Source organism: Labrenzia sp. THAF191a (assembly GCF_009363335.1).
Classification (GTDB): domain Bacteria; phylum Pseudomonadota; class Alphaproteobacteria; order Rhizobiales; family Stappiaceae; genus Roseibium; species Roseibium algicola.
Window position 1 is genome coordinate 5,051,158 of sequence record NZ_CP045333.1, and the last position, 20,284, is coordinate 5,071,441.

At 59.4% G+C, this 20,284-nt stretch carries 19 protein-coding genes; 8 read left to right on the plus strand and 11 right to left on the minus strand.

The window, feature by feature from the left end:
• The first annotated feature begins 22 nt into the window (after positions 1-22).
• From FIV05_RS23135 to FIV05_RS23145, 3 genes are all read left to right on the plus strand, one after another.
• On the plus strand, positions 23-751 hold the full coding sequence (locus tag FIV05_RS23135; RefSeq protein WP_152511124.1) for an SDR family NAD(P)-dependent oxidoreductase: 729 nt from the start codon (positions 23-25) through the stop codon (positions 749-751).
• 92 nt (positions 752-843) lie between these two features.
• Positions 844-1,458, plus strand: a complete 615-nt coding sequence (locus FIV05_RS23140) for an HAD-IA family hydrolase (protein ID WP_152511125.1) — start codon at positions 844-846, stop codon at positions 1,456-1,458.
• Positions 1,459-1,505: 47 nt separating this feature from the next.
• Positions 1,506-1,877, plus strand: coding sequence for a VOC family protein (locus FIV05_RS23145; RefSeq protein ID WP_152511126.1), 372 nt, complete (start codon positions 1,506-1,508; stop codon positions 1,875-1,877).
• A gap of 6 nt (positions 1,878-1,883) precedes the next feature.
• Here FIV05_RS23145 and FIV05_RS23150 read toward each other — a convergent pair whose 3' ends face one another.
• The 9 genes from FIV05_RS23150 to FIV05_RS23190 all read right to left on the minus strand — a co-directional run bounded on the left by FIV05_RS23150 (position 1,884) and on the right by FIV05_RS23190 (position 10,466).
• Positions 1,884-2,681: an inositol monophosphatase family protein gene (locus tag FIV05_RS23150; RefSeq protein ID WP_077290117.1), complete on the minus strand. Its 798-nt coding sequence runs from the start codon at positions 2,679-2,681 to the stop codon at positions 1,884-1,886.
• 107 nt (positions 2,682-2,788) lie between these two features.
• Positions 2,789-4,210, minus strand: coding sequence for a ribosome biogenesis GTPase Der (gene der, locus FIV05_RS23155; RefSeq protein ID WP_023003952.1), 1,422 nt, complete (start codon positions 4,208-4,210; stop codon positions 2,789-2,791).
• A gap of 47 nt (positions 4,211-4,257) precedes the next feature.
• Positions 4,258-5,610: a PQQ-binding-like beta-propeller repeat protein gene (locus FIV05_RS23160; RefSeq protein WP_152511127.1), complete on the minus strand. Its 1,353-nt coding sequence runs from the start codon at positions 5,608-5,610 to the stop codon at positions 4,258-4,260.
• Positions 5,607-6,290: a tetratricopeptide repeat protein gene (locus tag FIV05_RS23165; protein WP_152511128.1), complete on the minus strand. Its 684-nt coding sequence runs from the start codon at positions 6,288-6,290 to the stop codon at positions 5,607-5,609. The genes FIV05_RS23160 and FIV05_RS23165 overlap by 4 nt, the downstream gene beginning before the upstream one ends.
• Before the next feature lie 201 nt (positions 6,291-6,491).
• Positions 6,492-7,076 carry an NnrU family protein gene (locus tag FIV05_RS23170; RefSeq protein WP_062489062.1) on the minus strand — a complete coding sequence of 195 codons (585 nt, stop codon included), beginning with the start codon at positions 7,074-7,076 and terminating at the stop codon, positions 6,492-6,494.
• A gap of 100 nt (positions 7,077-7,176) precedes the next feature.
• Positions 7,177-8,316, minus strand: coding sequence for a Gfo/Idh/MocA family oxidoreductase (locus FIV05_RS23175; protein WP_152511129.1), 1,140 nt, complete (start codon positions 8,314-8,316; stop codon positions 7,177-7,179).
• 86 nt (positions 8,317-8,402) lie between these two features.
• A complete protein-coding gene (locus FIV05_RS23180) occupies positions 8,403-8,810 on the minus strand; it encodes a Fur family transcriptional regulator (protein ID WP_023003947.1) in 408 nt (135 codons plus the stop codon).
• Positions 8,807-9,634, minus strand: a complete 828-nt coding sequence (gene znuB, locus FIV05_RS23185) for a zinc ABC transporter permease subunit ZnuB (RefSeq protein ID WP_023003946.1) — start codon at positions 9,632-9,634, stop codon at positions 8,807-8,809. Before znuB ends, FIV05_RS23180 begins: the two co-directional genes overlap by 4 nt.
• Positions 9,624-10,466 (minus strand): metal ABC transporter ATP-binding protein, encoded by an 843-nt coding sequence (locus tag FIV05_RS23190; RefSeq protein WP_152511130.1) that lies wholly within the window; start codon positions 10,464-10,466, stop codon positions 9,624-9,626. The genes znuB and FIV05_RS23190 overlap by 11 nt, the downstream gene beginning before the upstream one ends.
• Before the next feature lie 170 nt (positions 10,467-10,636).
• Between FIV05_RS23190 and FIV05_RS23195 the strand changes: the two genes are divergently transcribed.
• Together FIV05_RS23195 and pcaF are read left to right on the plus strand one after the other, a co-directional pair.
• Complete coding sequence (locus FIV05_RS23195; protein WP_152511131.1) at positions 10,637-12,040, plus strand: mannose-1-phosphate guanylyltransferase/mannose-6-phosphate isomerase; 1,404 nt, start codon at positions 10,637-10,639, stop codon at positions 12,038-12,040.
• Positions 12,041-12,158: 118 nt separating this feature from the next.
• Positions 12,159-13,361, plus strand: coding sequence for a 3-oxoadipyl-CoA thiolase (gene pcaF, locus FIV05_RS23200; RefSeq protein WP_152511132.1), 1,203 nt, complete (start codon positions 12,159-12,161; stop codon positions 13,359-13,361).
• Between the two features lie 11 nt (positions 13,362-13,372).
• Here the strand turns inward: pcaF and FIV05_RS23205 are convergent, their stop codons facing one another.
• Together FIV05_RS23205 and FIV05_RS23210 are read right to left on the minus strand one after the other, a co-directional pair.
• A complete protein-coding gene (locus FIV05_RS23205; RefSeq protein ID WP_152511133.1) occupies positions 13,373-13,798 on the minus strand; it encodes a hypothetical protein in 426 nt (141 codons plus the stop codon).
• Positions 13,799-14,339: 541 nt separating this feature from the next.
• Entirely contained in the window at positions 14,340-14,726 is a 387-nt protein-coding gene (locus FIV05_RS23210) for a hypothetical protein (protein ID WP_152511134.1), read from the minus strand.
• Positions 14,727-15,033: 307 nt separating this feature from the next.
• Between FIV05_RS23210 and FIV05_RS23215 the strand changes: the two genes are divergently transcribed.
• Genes FIV05_RS23215 through FIV05_RS23225 form a run of 3 tightly spaced genes read left to right on the plus strand, consistent with a single transcriptional unit; the run spans position 15,034 to position 20,282 of the window.
• Positions 15,034-15,591 (plus strand): helix-turn-helix transcriptional regulator, encoded by a 558-nt coding sequence (locus FIV05_RS23215; protein ID WP_023003940.1) that lies wholly within the window; start codon positions 15,034-15,036, stop codon positions 15,589-15,591.
• 27 nt (positions 15,592-15,618) lie between these two features.
• Complete coding sequence (locus tag FIV05_RS23220; RefSeq protein WP_152511135.1) at positions 15,619-16,722, plus strand: efflux RND transporter periplasmic adaptor subunit; 1,104 nt, start codon at positions 15,619-15,621, stop codon at positions 16,720-16,722.
• The gene (locus tag FIV05_RS23225) at positions 16,719-20,282 is read left to right on the plus strand and encodes an efflux RND transporter permease subunit (RefSeq protein ID WP_152511136.1); all 3,564 of its coding nucleotides are present in this window, start codon (positions 16,719-16,721) and stop codon (positions 20,280-20,282) included. The genes FIV05_RS23220 and FIV05_RS23225 overlap by 4 nt, the downstream gene beginning before the upstream one ends.
• Positions 20,283-20,284 lie beyond the last annotated feature (2 nt).

Sequence of the window (20,284 nt, forward strand, 5' to 3'; positions counted from 1 at the left end):
AAATTGATCTAAGAGATCACGCATGATCAAAGACTTTGAAGGCCGGGTCGCTCTCGTCACCGGCGCCTCCCGCGGAATTGGCTATCAGATCGCAAAGCAGCTCGGCGAACGTGGTGCGCATGTCATTGCGCTTGCGCGGACTGTCGGCGGCCTGGAAGACCTCGATGACGAGATCCGCTCCGCAGGCGGGGAAACAACGCTCGTCCCGCTTGACCTGACCGACTTCGACGCGCTCGACCGGCTTGGCGCTGCGATCTACGAACGCTGGAAGAAGCTCGATATCTTTGTTGCCAATGCCGGCATGCTGGGTGTTCTGTCACCGATCGGCCACATCAGCCCGAAGGACTTCGAGAAAGTGACGGCCGTGAATGTCGTTGCCAACTGGCGGCTGATCCGCTCTCTGGACCCGCTCCTGCGCCAGTCGGACGCGGGCCGTGCACTGTTCCTGTCTTCCGTTCATGCAAGCACCTGCACACCCTTCTGGGGCCTACAGTCCATCAGCAAGGCTTCCGTGGAAGCCATGGCACGGACCTGGGCGAACGAAAGCCTGCAGACCAAGATGAAGATCAACCTGGCTGACCCGGGCCCAACCCGCACAGGGCTGCGCGCCAAGGCAATGCCGGGTGAGCTTGCCACCAATCTTCCGACGCCGGATGATGTTGCGGCAGATCTTCTGCCTTTGCTGATGCCGGACGTACTGGAAACCGGCCGCCTGTACGACCGCGTCAGCGGAGAATGGATTCAGCCCTAAGGCGGATCCTGTTGGGCAAATCCCATCAAGGGTTGCACAGCCCGTTTTTTCGCTTTACGCCTTCCGGTCGATGATCGGAAGGGAAGCATACCATGCGGTCAGATATCAGTGTCATCGCCTGGGATTTCGACGGCGTTCTAAACCGCAATGTCGTCGACGGCAGGTTCATCTGGGCCGACACGCTGGAGAGCGACCTCGGCATCGCGCTCGATGCATTCGAACGCGGCGTCTTCGATGCCTCCTTCCTGCAAGTCATCTCCGGGAAACGGGACATAAAAACTCACCTGCAAGACTGGCTTGACCGGTGCGGCTACCTCCTGGATGCGGGAGACCTTCTCGACTACTGGTTTGCCAAGGATGATCTGCGGGATCCCTTCACCTGCAGCCTGCTTGAACATCTGACAAGCCATGACGTCGTTCAGGTGATAGCGACGAACAATGAAGATCGCCGCTCCAGCTACATTGAGCACCAGTCCGGCTTCGGCTCGCTCGTCAGCCAGATTTTCTCCTCCGGCCGCATCAAATCAGCCAAGCCGGACACCGCGTTCTTTGCCCATGTCAGTGACACTCTCAAGGTTGCCCCGTCCGAGATCTTGCTGATCGACGACAGCGCCACAAACGTTCGCGTAGCGAAGGCGCTTGGCTGGAAGGGCTTTCATTTTACCGAGAAGACCCGCCTGGAACTTGCTTCCTTTCTGGAACTTTGAAAGCATGCAGGGTATCCAGCGGCGGTCGCTGCAGAGGAGCCAGGAAGATGAAACTCGGCGCGTTCTCGGTCAGTCTGGCCGTCAAGGATCTCGAAAAATCGAAGGCGTTCTACGAAGGTCTTGGCTTCGTGGATATCGGCATCTCGGACGCGGACAACTGGGTGGTCCTGAAGAACGGCGATACCATCATCGGGCTGTTTCAGGGCATGTTCGACAAGAACATACTCACCTTCAATCCCGGCTGGGACCAGGATGCCAGGACACTGGAAGATTTTCAGGATGTGCGGGATATACAAAAGGCGCTGAAGGCGAAGGGATACGCTTTTGTATCCGAAGCTGACGAGGCCGGCAGTGGTCGGGCCAGCTTCATGCTGGTCGACCCGGATGGAAACCCGGTTCTTGTCGACCAGCATGTGTGAGGCTGATTAAGCAGCTTCGAAAGGCGCAAAGGAACTTTCGGCGATTTCCTTCAGGTCGGCAAAAACACCGGGAGCGCCAACAACGACGCGTGCGCCGTTGTAAAGGGACTGGTTGATGTCCTGTTCCAGAACTTCACCACCCGCTTCCTTGGTGATCAGCATGCCTGCAAGGCAGTCCCAGGCGTTCATGTGGGATTCTACATAGCCGATAAGGCGCCCGGAAGCCGCGTAGGCAAGCATCAGACCGCCCGAAGCGTTGCGGAAGAACACACCGCCCTTGGAGACCAGGGCACCGACGACGTTGACCGCATCCGTGACGGCAGTGCGGCCGTTGAAACCAACACCGACTGAGCCGTGAGAGAGGCTTTCGCTGTCGGAAGCACGGATCGGCTTGCCATTGAGGAACGCACCGTGACCGGCGGCAGCCTTGAAGGTTTCCTTGGACACCGGATCATGGATCACACCGACAATCACCTGGCCCTGATGAACGCAGGAGATGATGACGCACCACTGCGGAATCCCGGCAACGAAATTTGCCGTACCGTCGATCGGGTCGGTGACCCAGGTATAGCCCGAAGACCCTTCTTCCATGCCATGCTCTTCGCCCAGGATACCGTCGTCCGGATAGCTCTTTGCGAGTTCCGCGCGGATGAGCGTTTCCACATTGCGGTCCGCTTCCGAGACGAGGTCCTGATGACCCTTCTGCGTAATCGTCAGCGTGTCCAGCTTGTGAAAATAGTCGAGACCGAGCTCGCCAGCCTTTTCGGCAAGGGCGACGGCGAATTCCAGCCGGTCGATGGACATGGTTCAAACTCCCTTAAGTGTCGATAGCGCGGCGGGAAGCTGCTTTCCCGCCAGAAAAGAAGAATACTGGCTGGCAGCCTGGCAAAATGGCAGGCTGCCCTCCCCACTCAGCCCCGTTTTCTCTTCGGGGCGTAAGGGTTTTCGCCTTTGCGATAGGACAGGCGAATGGGAGTTCCGTGTATGTTGAAGGTCTGGCGCAGCGAGTTGACCAGATAGCGCGTGTAGCTTTCCGGCAATTGTTCGGGACGCGAACAAAAAACCACGAAATGTGGCGGCCGCGTCTTGGGCTGGGTCATGTAACGCAGGCGCACCCGGCGTCCGGCAACTGCGGGGGGCGGATGGTTCGCGGTGACTTTGTCCAGCCAACGGTTCAGCTTGGCGGTCGAGACACGCGAGTTCCAGGCCTCGTAGGCGGTAAAAACGCTTTCGATCAGGCGATCGACGCCCTGCCCTTGCTGGCCGGACAAAGTCGCGATCTGAACACCGCGGATCTGGTTGAAATACCGCTCGTTGGCGTCCTTGATTTTCTTCCAGGCTTCTTCCCGGTCTTCGATCAGGTCCCACTTGTTGATCGCGATCACCAGCGCGCGGCCTTCGCGCGCAACCAGATCGATGATCTGCAGGTCCTGCTTCTCGAAGGACATGGTGGCGTCCAGCGTGACAACAACCACTTCGGCGAACTTGATCGCACGCAGAGCGTCGGCCACGGAGAGCTTCTCGAGCTTTTCCTGTACGCGCGCCTTTTTCCGGATACCGGCCGTATCGAACAGCTTGATATGCCTGTCGCGCCAGACCCAGTCTACCGAGATGGAATCGCGCGTGATGCCTGCCTCCGGTCCGGTCAGCATGCGGTCTTCGCCCAGCATGCGGTTGATCAGCGTCGACTTGCCCGCATTCGGGCGGCCGACGATGGCAACACGCAGCGGTCTTTCAATGGTACCGACCGGCTCTTCGTCCTCGACGAATTCACCGTCCTCGTCGACATCCACATTGGTGATCGCCTCTTCGCGCTTTGCCTCTTCTTCTTCCGTGACCCGGTCGACATGAGGTTTCAGAGCGTCATAGAGATCAGCAAGCCCTTCGCCGTGCTCAGCGGAGATTGCAATCGGATCACCGAGCCCAAGCGAATAGGATTCGTAAAGTCCGCTCTCTCCGGCCCGACCTTCCGCCTTATTGGCCAGCAGGATCACCGGACGGGTGGTCTTGCGTGCAACTTCGGCAAAATGGGCATCAAGCGGCGTAACACCGGCACGAGCGTCAATCACGAACAGAACCGCGTCGGCGGTTTCGATCGCCTCCTCGGTCTGCCGGCGCATGCGGCCTTCGAGGGATTCCTTGTCCGCATCTTCGAGACCGGCGGTGTCGATGATCGTGAAGCGCAAGTCGCCCAAACGGGCATCGCCCGGCCGCCGGTCACGCGTCACACCAGGTGTGTCGTCTACCAGCGCCAGGCGCTTGCCCACAAGGCGATTGAACAGGGTGGACTTGCCGACATTCGGCCGTCCGATAATGGCGACAGTAGCGCCCACAGCAGTTTCTCCTGATAGGCGGGCCTCTTCGGGCCCTGCCTCAAATGCTAGTTGAAGGCAGCGACGCCGTCATTGCCTGTCAGCACGATAATCCGGCCTCCGGCGACGATCGGTGTCACATAGACATCCGTATTGGTCCGCTGCGTCAACATGGTTTTTCCGGAAGCGGCATCCACGATTGCGATCTGACCGTCGCTGGAAAAGGCAACCAGTGCCCCATTCGCCAGGATCGGGCCAGCCCAGTTGCGGCGCTTCTTCTTCTTTTCCGGACGCGGCAAGGCCGTTGCCCAGAGGGTTTCCCCGTTTTTCAGATTGAGGGCGACCATACGGTCGTCGAGATCAACCATGAACAACGCGCTGCCGGAGACAACCGGCGTGTGCACGCTGCCGAGATCCTGTTCCCAGCGGCGCTGGCCGGTGCGGGCATCCACTGCAACCGTGCGGCCGGCAACACCTGTGGCGTAAACCGTACTGCCGGAGACAACCGGGCTCGCCGAAACGTCCGCGAGACCTGACAGGGCAAGTGTCCTGAAGCCGCGAGACACGCCGTCGATCCAGGCCGGTTCGCCCGACTTGATGTCGATGGCCATGATTTCACCGGAGGAGAACGGCACGATGACACGGTTGCCGGAAATGGCCGGATTGGCCGCAGACAACAGACCAGCGGTTTCCTCGATACCTGCATAGGTCCAGGCAACGCTGCCGTCAGACTGCTTCAGGGCATAGACTTCGTTGGACTGGGATACGACAATGACATGACCGGCACCGGCAACAGGCGCACCACGAGCCGGCGTGTCGATGTCGACTTTCCAGATTTCCCGACCGGAGCCGGCGTCAAGAGCCGCGACCTGACGGTAGCTGGTGGCTGCGTAGACAACGCCGCCTTCAACGGCGACACCACCACCAGGCCCCACATCCCTTTCGCCTTCCGGACGCAGGTTCTGGGTCCACTGGCGTCCACCGCCCGTCGACAACGCTACGACTTCGCCATTCGGCTTGTAGACGTAAATACGGCTGCCATCACTGACCGGACGGGAAGACACCCGAAGTGCGGATGTTGTCAGCCCGCCGCCGGACGAGCCGACCTGAGCGCGCCAGGCACGATTGCCGGAGACGGATATGGCGACGTTGCCCGGATCGTTGGTCAGGCCACCACCGGCTGTTGACCAGGACTGCCCACCAGTCGCAGAACCGACCTTTGCTGCCTGGCCAAGCGCTTCGGCTGCCGGATCGGCACCGTCGAAAACGGGCTGGCGCTCACCCTTGAGGATTTTCTCGCGAGCAAACGGGTTTATGTTCTCGGTAAATTCGCTGACCGACCCGCAACCGGTGAGGACGAGCGAAAGCGCAATGGCACCAAAAACACCGCGTCTGCGGAAAGAAACGGTTACAAAACTCACTGGTTGTTTCCTTCACTGTCCGCCATGGCTTCGCCGTTGCTGGACCGGATCACGTCACTCAGGATCGACACGCGCCGGCTCACGTCTGCCGGAGTTTCCGCGTCGTCTTCAAGAGCAGAAATCCACTGACGGGCTGTTTCAATATCGCCGGCTTTCCATGCACTTAGGGCAAGAAGTTCGCGTGCAGCTGCACGGAACGGACCGGTATCACCGGTCAGCTTCTCGACCCGGTCGGCAATATCGCCGTAGCCTTGCGTGTCGACGGCAAGATAAGCGGCACGCAGCGCTGCAACATCACGCAGAGCATCCATGATGCTGGTATCGCGCGACAAGGCATCGAATTCGGCCAGGGCTTCTTCAGTCTTGCCGGAATTGGAAAGATCGGTTGCCTGGCGCATTTTCGCCAAGGCCGGGTATCCGCCAAGGGCATTGTCCAGTTCACCGTAAAGAGCTGCTGCTTCTTCGTAGTTCTGGGCTTCGGAAAGCCGCACGGCTTCAAAGAACGTGTCACCCGCGCTCTGGGACTGCTGTTCCTGCCAGTAGAGCCAGCCGCGATAACCGCCGGTTCCAACAATGATCAAGACCGCAACGCCAAGCACCCACGGACCGAAGCGGTCCCAAAGCCGACGGTATTTTTCCTGGCGGATATCTTCATCGACTTCACGAAAAATGTCAGACATGCGTGTCTATTTCCTGCATTCACTTCTTCGGCCCGGCACGTCTGCCCGGGCACGGCCCCTTCATGAGTGGCGCACATTATCCACTTGATCCGGCTCGGGCAATTCCCTGAAGGGGCTTAAATCGGTCCTTCATGGCGCAAGTGGGGCAATCCGGCACGGAATGCCGGATTTCTAACGTAATTTCAAGCTCCGCGACCGCTATCAGGCCACCGGAACGCCGATCAACAAGGCGTGCAGCTTCCACGCGAACAGTCCGTAGAGAACCAAGCCCAACAGAATCACGACAAAATCGGAGTATTTTCCGGGCTTGGCCGTTGCCAGTGCACCAATCTGCCCGGCGCCGGGCCCACGGCGCTTGACCGAAATTCGGTCTGCCACGGCCCAGGCGAGAAAACCGCCAAACAAAAGCACCGAAGCCAGATCGCCATTTGCCAGAAGGTGAGCCAATGCCCACAGCTTTACGGCTACCAGCATCGGATGTTTCAGGACTGTCTTGATCCGCGACGGCACATAGGCAGCGACAAGGAAAATGAAAACAGGAACCATGAACAGCATGGTGACGTGGCGCAGCCAGAACGGCGGATCGTACAGCACCGGCGGGCCTTCAAAACGGGCCACGCCATAACCGTAAACGATCAGCCCCAGACCGACGAACGACAAGAGCGTATATAGCCCCTTGTACGGTGTTTCGCCGAGCCTGGACACCAGCCCATTGCGCGTTGCCGGAAACATCGGCAGCGTGTGAATTCCCAAAAACAGCACAAGGCCGGCGATCAACAAGGCCATTCCCGCTCTCCCTCTTTTGCCCGCAAGCGGCCGGGAGCCCTCAGACCCGGACATCCCTTGCGGCGAAGATAGGTGGCTGGCGGTGCACCTGCAACCAGCTTCAGACGAGCAATTTGACTGCCTCAGTGGCAGCAAGCGCCTGTGGACGGCTGGCCTGGTGTTCGATTTCGACAAACGTTCCAGTTTCGGCGGATTTCAAAATCGACACCATGACATCGACCGCATGCAAGGCCCGTTCGAGCGAACAGCGGAACTCGGTATCGTCTCCACTCAGGATCGACTGGGCCATGTCTGCCAGACCGGCAGCCCGGTAGTTCGCACGCGGCAGGCCGTTGTCATCGACATTCGCCAAACCGAACGGGTGCATCGCATCGTCCAGTGGTTTTGTCGTTCCATCTTCGGTGACCAGGCTTACGTCTCCGCCGAAATAGTTCGGGTCGGCCAGAAAAAGTGTTCCCCGGGTTCCGTAAAGCTCCATAGGCTGGTGCCTGTGTGCCCAGACGTCCCAGCTCGCCGTCAGCGTTACTTTTGCACCGCACAGGAACTCGAGAATCGCATGGATCGTAGTTGGGGTGGAGACATCGATCTTTTCACCATTTCGAGTGCCGCTCCCGATCGTCCGGGTCTTGAACGGCATGGCTGACATGGCGCACACACGCTTTACCGGGCCGATCAGATTGAGCAGAGCGGCAATGTAGTAAGGTCCGAGGTCGAGAACCGGCCCCCCTCCCGGCTTGAAGAAGAAGTCCGGGTTGGGATGCCAATGCTCCATGCCGTGACTCATGACATGGCACGTGCCCCCAACGATTTCTCCGATCAGTCCTTCGTCAACTGCCTTGCGGGCAATCTGATGTGCCCCGCCCAGAAACGTATCCGGTGCACACCCGACCCTCAGATGTTTTTTGCGTGCAAAATCGGCAAGCGCCTGCCCGTCCCTGATCGACAGAGCCAGAGGTTTTTCCGAGTAGACATGCTTCCCGTGCGCCAGGATTTCATGGGAAACGAGATAATGGGCATCGGGAACAGTCAGATTGACGATCAGATCGACATCATCCGCCAGAAGCAGGTCGTGAACGGTGAGTGCGCGCACGCCGTATTCGGATGCGCGCTCTTCCGCAGCATGACGGTTCAGATCCGCACAGGCCCTGATTTCAAGGCCATTGAACTTTGGCGCCAGATCAAAATAGGTCTTTGAGATAGTGCCGCATCCGATGATGCCGATGCCCAGTTTGTCTGTCATGAACCTCTCCGGGGATTCGATGCAGACATCCTAGAACAAAGACAGTGTCTCGGAAATCAAATGGATGCCGGGAAACGCCGCCAGGGTTACATCGGCATGGTGCACTGCCGGCAGGTGCCGCGCAGCTCGATGGTGGTCCGGGACAACTGGAAGCCTTCGCTCTGCGTCCATTCCCTCAGGAGGGAAATGGCCTTGTCCGGCGTGAACTCGCTGACGACACCACATTTTTCACAGATGGCGAAGGCAGCCGTGCCATGGCCGGAGCAGCCCTTGTGGGAACAGGCTACAAAGGCATTGAGGCTTTCCAGCCGGTGGACCATTCCGTATTCCACCAGCTTGTCGAGAGCCCGGTAGACCTGCAGCGGCGCACGGAAACCGCTGTCGCGCAACAGATCGAGAATCGCATAGGCCGTCAAAGGTCCACCCGCGTCCGACAACGAGCCGAACACCAGGGCCTGGTTCTTGGTCAGTTCGGGATGTGTCTCAACGCTCACGGACGATCTCCTTTCGTGCTCGATCTCACCCTTCTCACGATTTGCACGCCCGGGACAAGACTGACGACAAACAGTGCCATCGCCGCAACGACGATGGAGGGGCCGGACGGGGTATCGTAGGCTAGCGAACTATAGAGCCCGCCGACGACGGCGGCGGCTCCGGTCAAGGCTGCAATCACCGCCATCTGTTCCGGCGATGCCGACAGGCGCCGGGCGGCTGCGGCGGGAATGATCAGCAGCGCGGTAATCAGCAGCGCGCCGATGATCTTCAGAGAAATGGCAATGACGATTGCCGTCAGCAGCATGAAGATCAGCTCGGTCCGCTCAGGCTTCAGCCCCTCGCCCGCGGCAAGGTCCGGACTGACCGTTGCCGCGAACAGGCGGCGCCAGATGACTACGAGAACACCGAGCACGATCGCGCCGCCAGCGTATATCATGGCAATGTCCATGGGTGTGACGGCCAGGATGTCGCCGAAGAGCAGCCCCAGCAGATCGACCCGGACCCATGTCATGAAGGCCAGACAGACCAACCCCAGGGCGAGCGCGGAATGGGACAGCAAGCCAAGCAACGCATCGGAAGACAGCGTGTCGCTGCGCCTCAGTGCCATCAGCACGATCGCCAGAAGGATGGAAACGACCCCGACGGCCAACGTGGTGTTGACGTTGAGCAGCAGCGACAGGGCAACGCCCAGCAAGGCTGCGTGCGACAGCGTATCGCCGAAATAGGCCATGCGACGCCAGACGATGAAACAGCCAAGCGGTCCTGCAACAAGTGCCACACCTATGCCGGCAATGAGTGCACGGGTGAAGAAATCATCCAGCATTTCGAATGCCGCCTTCTTTCTCCGCAGCCGCGTCGGCAGATGCGTGATGATGCTCGCCGGAACAGGAGGAACACAGTGAACCGTCCGCGTGACGCACCTTTCCGTCCGGCAGATGCACGTGGTCATGGTGATGTTCATAGACGGCAATCGCCGCATTGCGCCGGTTGCCAAACAGCGCATGATACCGGTCATCACGGCTGACGTCAGAAGGGGTTCCGCGGCAGCAAACGTGACCATTGAGGCAAATCACCTGATCCGCAGCCGCCATCACGACATGAAGATCGTGAGAGATCATCAGGATGCCGCAGCCAAGCGTGTTGCGGATTTCGGAAATGAGGTCGTAGATCGCGATTTCACCGGCATAATCCACGCCTTGCACCGGTTCGTCCAACACCAGCAGCCCGGGATTGCGGGCAATCGCGCGCGCCAGCATGACACGCTGCATTTCCCCTCCGGAGAGCGTGCGCATCTGAGAGGTCATCAGCCTTTCAGCACCTGTGCGCGCCAGCGCCGCGCGGCATTCGGCATCGGACAGGGGGTTCGTCAGCCGCATGAACCTGGCGACCGTCAGCGGCAACGTCCAGTCGATGGCGAGCTTCTGCGGCACATAGCCAATCTTCAGGCCGGGCTTGCGTTCGGCACGGCCTTCGCTCGGGCTCAGGATACCAAGCGCCATCTTGGCCGTTGTCGACTTGCCGGAACCGTTGGGCCCGATAAGCGTCACGATTTCACCCGGAGAAACCGATAGATCTACGCTGCGCACCAGCCATTCACCGCCCTTGCGGATGCCCGCGCGGTCAAGCTGAACAAGCCTGGTATCCGAATTTGTCATAGTCCTGAAGCCTGTTGCGCTCTTTGGGAACCAACGCCCTGGCGTTACGTTATTACGTATGTAGCGTTCAAGCCACTTGCTTGCAACTTGTCCCGGTGCTGATTAACACTCAAAGCAACACCGGTGCGCCCGCAAGCGCCCGAATGTGCCAGCAGAACAGGAAGCAAAGCATGATTTTCCCTTGTATTTTGTCCGGTGGTGTCGGTTCGCGGCTGTGGCCGCTGTCACGCACCGACCGGCCAAAACAGTTTTTGCCACTGTTTGGCGGGGAAAGTCTGTTCCAGAAGACCTGCAAGCGTGTCAATCGGCCGGACTTTGCCGCTCCGATCGTGATCGGCAGCAATGCCCACCGGTTTCTGATCGGCGAGCAGCTCAACGAACTGGGGCTCGAAGCCCAGTCGATCCTGCTTGAGCCTGTCGGCCGCAATACAGCGCCCCCTGCCCTGATGGCAGCGTTGATTGCAGCAGAAACCGACCCGAACGCCCTGATCCTGCTGTTGCCCTCCGACCACCTGATCCGGAAGGAAGATCTTTTCCTGACTGCCGTCCATCAGGCGGAGACGGCTGCTCGCGCAGGAAAGATCGTGACCTTCGGCATCGAACCCAGCGAAGCCAATACCGGATACGGATATATCAAGGTTGCAAGTGGCAGCGAGCCTGTGCGGCCTGTGGAAGCCTTTGTCGAGAAGCCTGACCAGGACCGTGCCGATGCCTTCCTGAGGGACGGCAGTTATGTCTGGAATGCCGGCATCTTTCTTTATGCCGCCAATACGATGATTGATGCTTTCAAGAAGCACCAGCCGGAGCTTTACGAGAACATCGTCGCCGTCATGAAGACACGGCATGGGGATCTGGATTTTACGCGACTGAACCAGGAAGCCTTCGAAGCACTGGACAACATTTCCATCGACTACGCCATCATGGAAAAGGCGGACAACGTCGTCTGCGCCCCCGTTGCACCGGAATGGGACGACCTGGGCTCCTGGTCGGCAATCTGGACGGTCCTGGACAAGGATGCCCAGGGCAATTCCGGATTGGGCGATGCCCGCTTTCTCGATAGCAACAACTGCCTGGCCTATGCTGAACGCGGGCTCGTATCCGTTATCGGCCTTGAGGATGTCATGGTGATCGCCACGACCGACAGCGTTCTTGTTGCCCACAAGGACAAGGCGCAGGACGTCAAGACCGTTGTGGAGCAACTGAAGGCGGAAGGCAGGCATGAGGTGGACCGGCACCCGAGGTCCTACCGTCCCTGGGGCTACACCGAACGCATCAACGCCGGCGAACGTTTCTCCGTTCAGTCGATGATGATCAAGCCGGGCAAGAGGCTCAGCCTGCAAAGCCACCTTCACCGGACGGAGCACTGGGTGGTGGTGTCCGGTACGCTCGAGATCACGATCAACGGCGAAACGCGCCTGCTCAGCGAAAACCAGTCCGCGTATGTGCCGCTTGGAGCGCAGCACACGTTGCATAACCCGGGCAAGATTCCGGTGCGGATGATTGAGGTGCAGTCCGGAACCTACTTGCAGGAAGACGATATCCGGCGCCATCCGGAAACATCACAAAATCCCTAACGAGATCGACTTTCCCGTGATGTGTCCTTGCCCTGCCAGATGATTTCCGGCAAGACTTCACCCCAATTCGCGACAATGCCCCAAAGGCCAACGCCGCGCGACGGAGAGGAAAACGCTCATGCATCATGTCTTCATTTGCGATTATGTCCGCACGCCCATCGGACGCTATGGCGGCATGCTGTCCTCCGTACGCGCTGACGATCTTGGTGCGATCCCCATCAGCGCCCTCATGGAGCGCAATCCGGATACGGACTGGGCCGAGGTAGATGATGTCTTTTATGGCTGTGCCAACCAGGCCGGTGAAGACAATCGAAACGTCGCGCGCATGTCGGCACTGCTGGCAGGCCTGCCGGAGACAGTTCCCGGTCTGACGCTCAACCGGCTTTGTGGCTCGGGAATGGATGCCGTCATGACTGCGGCCAGGGCGATCAAGGCCGGCGAAATCGATCTGGCCATCGCTGGCGGCGTTGAAAGCATGTCCCGCGCACCTTTTGTCATGCCAAAGGCAGACACCGCCTTTTCCCGCTCGGCCGAGATCTTCGACACGACAATCGGCTGGCGCTTCGTCAATCCGCTTCTCAAACGCCAATATGGTATCGATTCCATGCCGGAAACGGCGGAAAACGTTGCCGAACAATTCCAGATCTCGCGACAGGACCAGGATGCCTTCGCGCTGCGCAGCCAGCAGCGAGCCTCCGTCGCTCAGCAATCCGGTCGTTTCGCAGAAGAAATCGTTCCTGTGATGATCCCGCAGCGCAAGGGCGACCCTATACTGGTGGACAAGGACGAACACCCCAGGAACACAACGCTGGAGGCCCTCTCCGCGCTCAAGACGCCGTTCCGTGAAAATGGTTCGGTGACCGCCGGCAACGCGTCCGGTGTCAACGACGGTGCTGCGGCTTTGCTGATCGCGTCGGAAGCTGCGGTGGCCAAGCACAATCTCACGCCGATCGCCCGCGTCGTCGGCGGAGCTACCGCCGGCGTTCCGCCGCGGATCATGGGCATTGGTCCCGCACCGGCGACGCGCAAGCTTTGCGCGCGCCTCGGAATCGCGCTGCCGGAGTTCGACGTGATCGAACTCAACGAAGCTTTCGCAGCCCAGGGCATTGCGGTCATGCGAGACCTTGGCCTGCCCGAAGACAGCGAAATCCTCAATCCGAACGGCGGTGCGATTGCACTCGGTCATCCGTTGGGGATGTCTGGTGCCAGAATCACGGGAACAGCAGCGCTGGAACTGAAAAAGCGAGGAGGAAACCTGGCGCTTGCCACCATGTGCATCGGTGTCGGCCAGGGTATAGCGCTGGCTCTGGCAGCAGCGTGAGGCGTTTCTGATCAGATCGACAGTTTGGCGTGCCGGTATTCACCAGTGCGCCCAAACCGGCTTGGGCCAGCCACCACCGGCACAGGCCGATCTTTTGCGGCAGGTGATGCTGTCTGAGGAAAAGGCCCAGACTGCACCCTCCTCTCCATCGTGTCGCTGACTTCGCCCAGTTCATCCGACAGCCTTTCGAAGAGCAGGCTGGGCATGCGCAGCGTCGCGACATAGTAGGAAATCGCCTCATCTGCCACTTTTTCCAGGTCCAGTTGACCGATCTCGCGCAGAGCATTTTCCGCCATCACATGAAGCTCGACCGCGTCTTCGACCAGCGGCTGTGCAACCTCTACCGCCTGGTCGGAATGGCTAGCAACCCAAAAGGCGGCTGACGCTGAAAGGCTAGCAAAAACAAAAACGTGCAAGTTTCTCAAAAGAAATCGCATTGCAACCCCAATGAATAATTAACAAAACGTTAAACTACCATTGGTCGTACAGGGCGCGCGGACGATCTGCAACCTGTCCTTGCAGTTCGCCCGTTTTTTTCGAACGCCATGGTTAACAGCGGTCTGCGCTGTTCGGAGACTTACCCTTCTTCGCTTCCCGATCCTGGAACGGACGTGTGCGGGACGTGCTGAAAGTCCTTCAGCTACATCACCAGGCGGCCCTTTCTCGGCACTGGAAACGGGGCATTGTCAGATTTGCCTGTAGGTATTTGCAGGTACGTAAAATTTTACATGCCGTATTACCGGGACTTTAGATCCTGCGACTGTATAAGCGCTGCATCAAAACGGAGGACGTCATGATCGAAAGGACCGGTGAGATGAGGCTCTCATCCCTGGGATTGCTGCTACTTTTAGCAGCTGCGGCCATGACCTTGTTTGCTGATTTGGGGCCACAGCCCTCGACTTCCGCCAAGGCCAAGTCAGTTTACCAGCAACTCGCTCATTGACCGTTTACGCAAGGTGCCGAACTGACCGAGAAGGTTCACCGGCGCAGATCGTGTCCGCGATCTGCTCTGGCTGGAACCGGCACCGGTTTCATTTGCCCGGTGAAAGATATCGGCAGTCTGCGCCTTGCGGCCCCACCTCCGCCTTTTCCGCTTCGGCCGGTTTCACCCAACAGCATGATGGCTGAGCCCATGACCACGGACCCGAGCGTGATGAACAGGCCGAATGCCAGCATGACGACCGGCAGCACGGGGTCCTCTGCCGACATGACAAGCACTCTCAGATTACCGATATTGCCGAGGAAAATGCCGCCGAGCACAAGGCCGGCAACTGCCGTTCCCGCCAGGCCGTTGACTGCAAGCAGACGAAACAAGGGATCTCTCGGAAGCTTCAAGCGAACCGGCCCCTTCATCGACCATGCCATGGCGCACACTCCTCGCTCTGCGATTGCTGTTGCGATGCATGATCAGCCTAGCGCCGATCGATACCTGCCAACAACCTGTCAAATAGACCGATTAAGATCATTTTGAAGATCAGCTCATAGTTTGTTCATCCTCGACGCAAGATTTGTGCAGCGCACCCTTGATTACAAAGGCGTGAGCATATATTTGTTCGATATATCGAACCAACATATGACACTTCTTACGATGCCTATAGCGTCATCCGGATCGCAACCGGGCTCGTATGAAGGCCGTCATGCCGGGAGGACGCTCCCAGGCACGGAGTTGTCAATGAGTGTACGCAGTCTCTGCCTCGCAATCCTTTCTTTCGGGGATGCCACCGGATACGAAATCCGGAAGGAGTCGACCGAAGGCCGGTTCAGCTATTTCGATGATGCGAGCTTCGGCTCGATCTATCCGGCGCTGGCGCGTCTGGAATCGGAAGGGCTTGTAACCGTGCGCGAGGAACCGCAGGCAGGCAAACCCGCCCGCAAGGTCTATTCCATCACCGACGCCGGCCGGGAAGACTTCATCCAGTCCCTGTGCGATCCACAGGCACCGGACACTTTCAAATCTCCCTTTCTGTTGATCGCCCTCAACGCCGCGCAACTGCCTCCCGAGGTGATCCGCCGCGCGGTCGAACGGCGCAAGGCGCAGGTGCACGCTGAATTGCGCCTGCTGACAGACAACGAAAAAGACCAGGAATGTTCGCACCCCGGGTCCAACTGGACCCGTGAATACGGAATTGCCTGCATGAATTTCACCCTCGCCTATCTGGAAGAACACGGCGAGGCACTGATCAGGATTGCCGAAGAAGCGGCGCAGCCGGTTGCGGCAGCCGCGGAGTAAGCGCGAGACGTTTCGGAGCTTTAGACAATGCGAGTGAAGTTTTCCTACCTCCTGGCGACCGGCATCGCGGCCGGCATCGGTTTCTGGATGTATAGCGGCACGATGGTGATCGGTGGTGTCGGCGACAGCGAACATGCCACCCCGCCCCCGGCGCTCAGGGTCAGTCAGGCTTCCACCGAGACCTTCCGCGTTCAGGTGGAACGTCTGGTGGCGCAAGACCGCCGAGCCGTTCTGGAAGTGCGCGGGCGCACCGAAGCCGAAGCCACGGTGGCTGTCAGATCCAAGACAACCGATGACGTGGTGGAGCGTCCGGCTCAGGAAGGCGCGCATGTCGCCGCCGGCGATGTGCTTTGCGTTCTCGACAAGGGGTCGCGGCAGTCACGCATCCTGGAAGCCAAGGCAGCCCTGGCACAGGCGGAACTTGATCATGCAGCGGCAACACAGCTGAACAGCAAGGGTTTCACCGCGCAGACACGTGTGGCGGCCCTGCAGGCCCAGCTGGATGCCGCCAAGGCACGTCTGACCGAAGCCGAACAGGAACTGGGACACACGGTAATCCGTTCGCCGATTTCCGGTGTTATCCAGAGCCCCATGGCTGAAATCGGCGCACAGCTTGAACAAGGCGGCATCTGCGCGACGGTGGTTGATGCGGATCCAATGATTGCCATCGGCGAAGTGTCGGAGCTGAATATCTCCCAGATCTCGCTGGACATGCCGGCAACGGTCACGCTTGTGACGGGTGAATCGCTGAACGGCAAGGTGCGCTACATCTCGCCGACGGCGAATCCGGACACGAAAACCTTCCGTATAGAGATTGAACTCCCCAATCCCGACGGCAAGGCCAGGGACGGCGTGACGGCAGTCACCAAACTGGAGCTGGCTGCGGAAAAGGCGCACAAGATTTCACCAGCGATCCTGACGTTGAACGACGCCGGCCAGGTCGGCATTCGCGCAGTGGACGAAAACAACAAGACTGTCTTCTACCCGGTGAAGGTGCTGGGTGGGGAACAGGACGGAATGTGGATCGGCGGGCTTCCGGACGAAGTCGTCGCCATCACCGTGGGGCAGGAATACGTCTCGGATGGAGAACTCGTGCAACCGGTCTTTGAGACGGCAGAGGTGAGTCAATGATAGACATGCTTGAAGGCGTCCTTCGGCGCCCCAAGACGGTATTCGTGATGATGCTGGCGCTGATCGTTGCCGGTGTCGCCACCTATATCTCGATCCCGAAGGAAGCCAGTCCGGACATCGATCTGCCGATCTTCTACATTTCGATCACCCAGCAGGGCATTTCTCCGGAAGATTCCGAGCGCCTGCTCGTGCGGCCGATGGAAACGGAATTGCGCGGCCTTGACGGGTTGAAGGAAATCACCGCGATCGCGTCGGAAAGTCATGCCGGTATCGTGCTGGAGTTCGACATCTCGTTCAACAAGGACGAGGCGCTGGCGGACGTGCGCGACAAGGTCGACCAGGCCAAGAGCAAGCTGCCGGACGAGGCCGAAGAGCCGACGATCACGGAAATGAACTTCGCGCTTGCGCCGACAATGATCATCGCATTGTCGGGCAACGTGCCGGAGCGCACGCTCTACAAGCACGCCCGGCGTCTCAAGGACGAGATCGAGGCCATCGACACAGTCCGGTCGGCGGATCTGACCGGGCATCGCGAAGAGCTGCTGGAAGTCCTGATCGACACCCAGAAACTGGAATCCTACTCGATCACCCAGCAGGAGCTCCTGAACTCGCTGCAGCTCAACAACCAGCTTGTTCCTGCGGGCTTTATCGACGGTGGCAAGGGCCGCTTCAACGTGAAGGTGCCTGGCCTTGTCGAGACGGCCGAGGATGTCTACACGCTGCCGCTGAAACAAAGCGGTGAAGGTGTCGTGACCCTTGCGGATGTCGCCGAGATCCGGCGCACCTTCAAGGATCCCAATGCCTATACGCGCGTCAATGGCAACCGGGCGATTGCACTGCAGGTCGTCAAGCGCATTGGTACCAACATCATCGAGAACAACGCGGCAGTCCGCGAAGTTGTCGAAAATGCCTCCAAGGACTGGCCGGAAACCGTTCGCGTCGACATGATGCTAGACCAGTCCAACAACATCTTCGAAGTGCTCGGCTCGCTGCAATCGTCGATCCTGACCGCGATCTTCCTGGTGATGATCCTGGTTCTGGCGGCGCTTGGCATGCGCTCCGCGCTGCTCGTGGGTCTGGCGATCCCGACCTCCTTCATGGTCGGCTTCCTGATCCTTGGCGGCGTCGGCTACACGGTCAACAACATGGTCATGTTCGGCCTCGTTCTGACCGTTGGTCTGCTCGTCGACGGTGCCATCGTGATGACCGAATATGCCGACCGCAAAATCCATGAAGGCATGGAGGACCGCGAGGCATATATCCGCGCCGCGAAGCTGATGTTCTGGCCGATCGTCTCCTCGACGGCCACCACGCTGGTAGCGTTCCTGCCCATGCTGCTGTGGCCGGGTGTTGCCGGCGAGTTCATGAGCTACCTGCCGATCATGGTGATCATCGTTCTGACCGCGTCGCTGTTCACGGCCATGGTGTTCCTGCCGGTCACAGGCGGAATCCTGGCGCAGGTCTCTCACTTCCTGAACCGGCATGCCGCTGCGCTTCTGGCACTGACGTTTGCCGTGTTGGCCGCCGTCATTGTCGCGTTCGGTCCCTTCGTTCCCATGGCCCTGGAAGGTGTGGTGCCAGCGATGGCTGCAACTGGCGTCGCCATCCTGTGCGGCCTGGTGGCCTTCGTCCTTGTCGGCTTTGTTTCCTACAAGCTGCTGCTACCGTTTGTGCGCTGGTCTCAGGCACGAGCTGCCAAGAGGGCCGAACTGGAACGTGCGGAGGCTGCGGCCCTTTCCGGCTCCGAAGCTTTCGATGTCAAGAAAGTGAGTGGGTTCACCGGCTTTTATGTTCGCATCCTGAAGATGTTTGCGGGCAACCCGATCGGCAACATCGCCGCCATCGTGCTGCTGATCGGCAGTTGCTTTGCGATCGTCGGCGCGTTCATGGCGAACCCGACCGGTGTTCAGTTCTTCATCGATGAAGAACCGGAACAGGCGGTGGTTCTGATCTCCGGGCGCGGTAACATGTCCGCCTCGGAAGCGCGCGATCTCGTTGTGAAGGTTGAAGACAGGATCCTGTCCATTCCGGGCGTCGACAATGTCATCACCAACGCGTTCACACCCGGCGGTTCGTCCGGCGGCCCCTCCGTGGGCGACGTTCAGGACAAGCCTGCCGACGTGATGGGCGAGATCAATATCGAGCTAGCAGACTTCTGCTGCCGCCGGGTGGCGAAGGAGATCTTCGCCGACATCCGTGCCGCGACCAGTGACATCCCCGGCATCAAGGTGGAGACCCGCAAGATCGAAGGCGGTCCGCCAACGGGCAAGGACCTTCAGCTGGAGATCAAGTCCACCGACTACAACGACATGGTTGCTGCTGTCGCCCGCATTCGCGAGCACATCAACGGCATGGATACGCTGATGAACCAGGAGGACGACCGTCCCCTGCCCGGCATCGAATGGCAGATCTCCATCGATCGGGAACAGGCCGGCCGCTACCAAGCAAGCATCGCTTCCGTCGGCAACATGGTCCAGCTGGTCACCAACGGTGTTCTGATCGGTACCTATCGTCCTGGCGACAGCGAGGACGAGGTGGACATTCGCGTGCGCCTGCCGGAGAACGAGCGGACCATCGACCGGTTCGACCAGCTGCGGCTGCAGACCTCGCTTGGACTGGTGCCGCTGGCGAACTTCGTCAGCCGCGAACCGGCCCAGAAGGTGTCGGAAATCGTGCGTCGTGACGGGCTCTATTCCATGTTCGTGAAGGCGGCGGTCAATCCGGAAAGCGGTTCCACACCGACAGAACAGGTTGCGGCTCTCCAGAAGTGGCTGGATACGCAGGAATGGCCTGCCAACGTGTTCCTGAAATTCCGCGGCGCGGATGAGGACCAGCAGGAGTCAGGCGAGTTCCTGATGAAGGCGATGGTGGCATCGCTGTTCCTGATGTTCCTGATCCTGCTGACCCAGTTCAACTCGTTCTACCAGACGATCCTGACACTCTCGACGGTGGTTCTGTCAGTGTTCGGGGTGCTGCTCGGAATGCTCGTCACCAATCAGCCGTTCTCGATCATCATGACCGGGACCGGGGTGGTGGCGCTTGCTGGGATTGTGGTCAACAACGCCATCGTTCTGATCGATACCTACAACAGGTTCCTTCATGACGGCCTTCCTCCACTGGACGCGATCCTGAAAACATCCGCTCAGCGTATCCGGCCGATTCTGCTGACCACCATCACGACCATCGCCGGCCTGGTGCCCATGGCCACCATGATCAACTTCGATTTCTTCAATCAGGTGATCACCTATGGCGGCATCACGGCGGTCTGGTGGGTGCAGCTGGCAACGGCGGTCATATCCGGCCTTGCTTTCTCCACCTTGCTGACACTGCTGATGATCCCGGTCATGATCGCGCTGCCGAGTGTTTGGGCAAGCACCTTCTGGAAAGTGGTGTCCTCCGTCCGGCGCAAACCCGGTACTGCCACCGAGGAGGAAACTCCCGAACCTGTGGCTCTTGGCGATCAGCCAGAACAGCGCCCGGCGGCAAAGGTGGTTTCCATGCCGAAGCCGTCGCAGCCGAAAATCCCCCCGCAGGAGGAACTGCCGCACGCGGCAGAGTGATC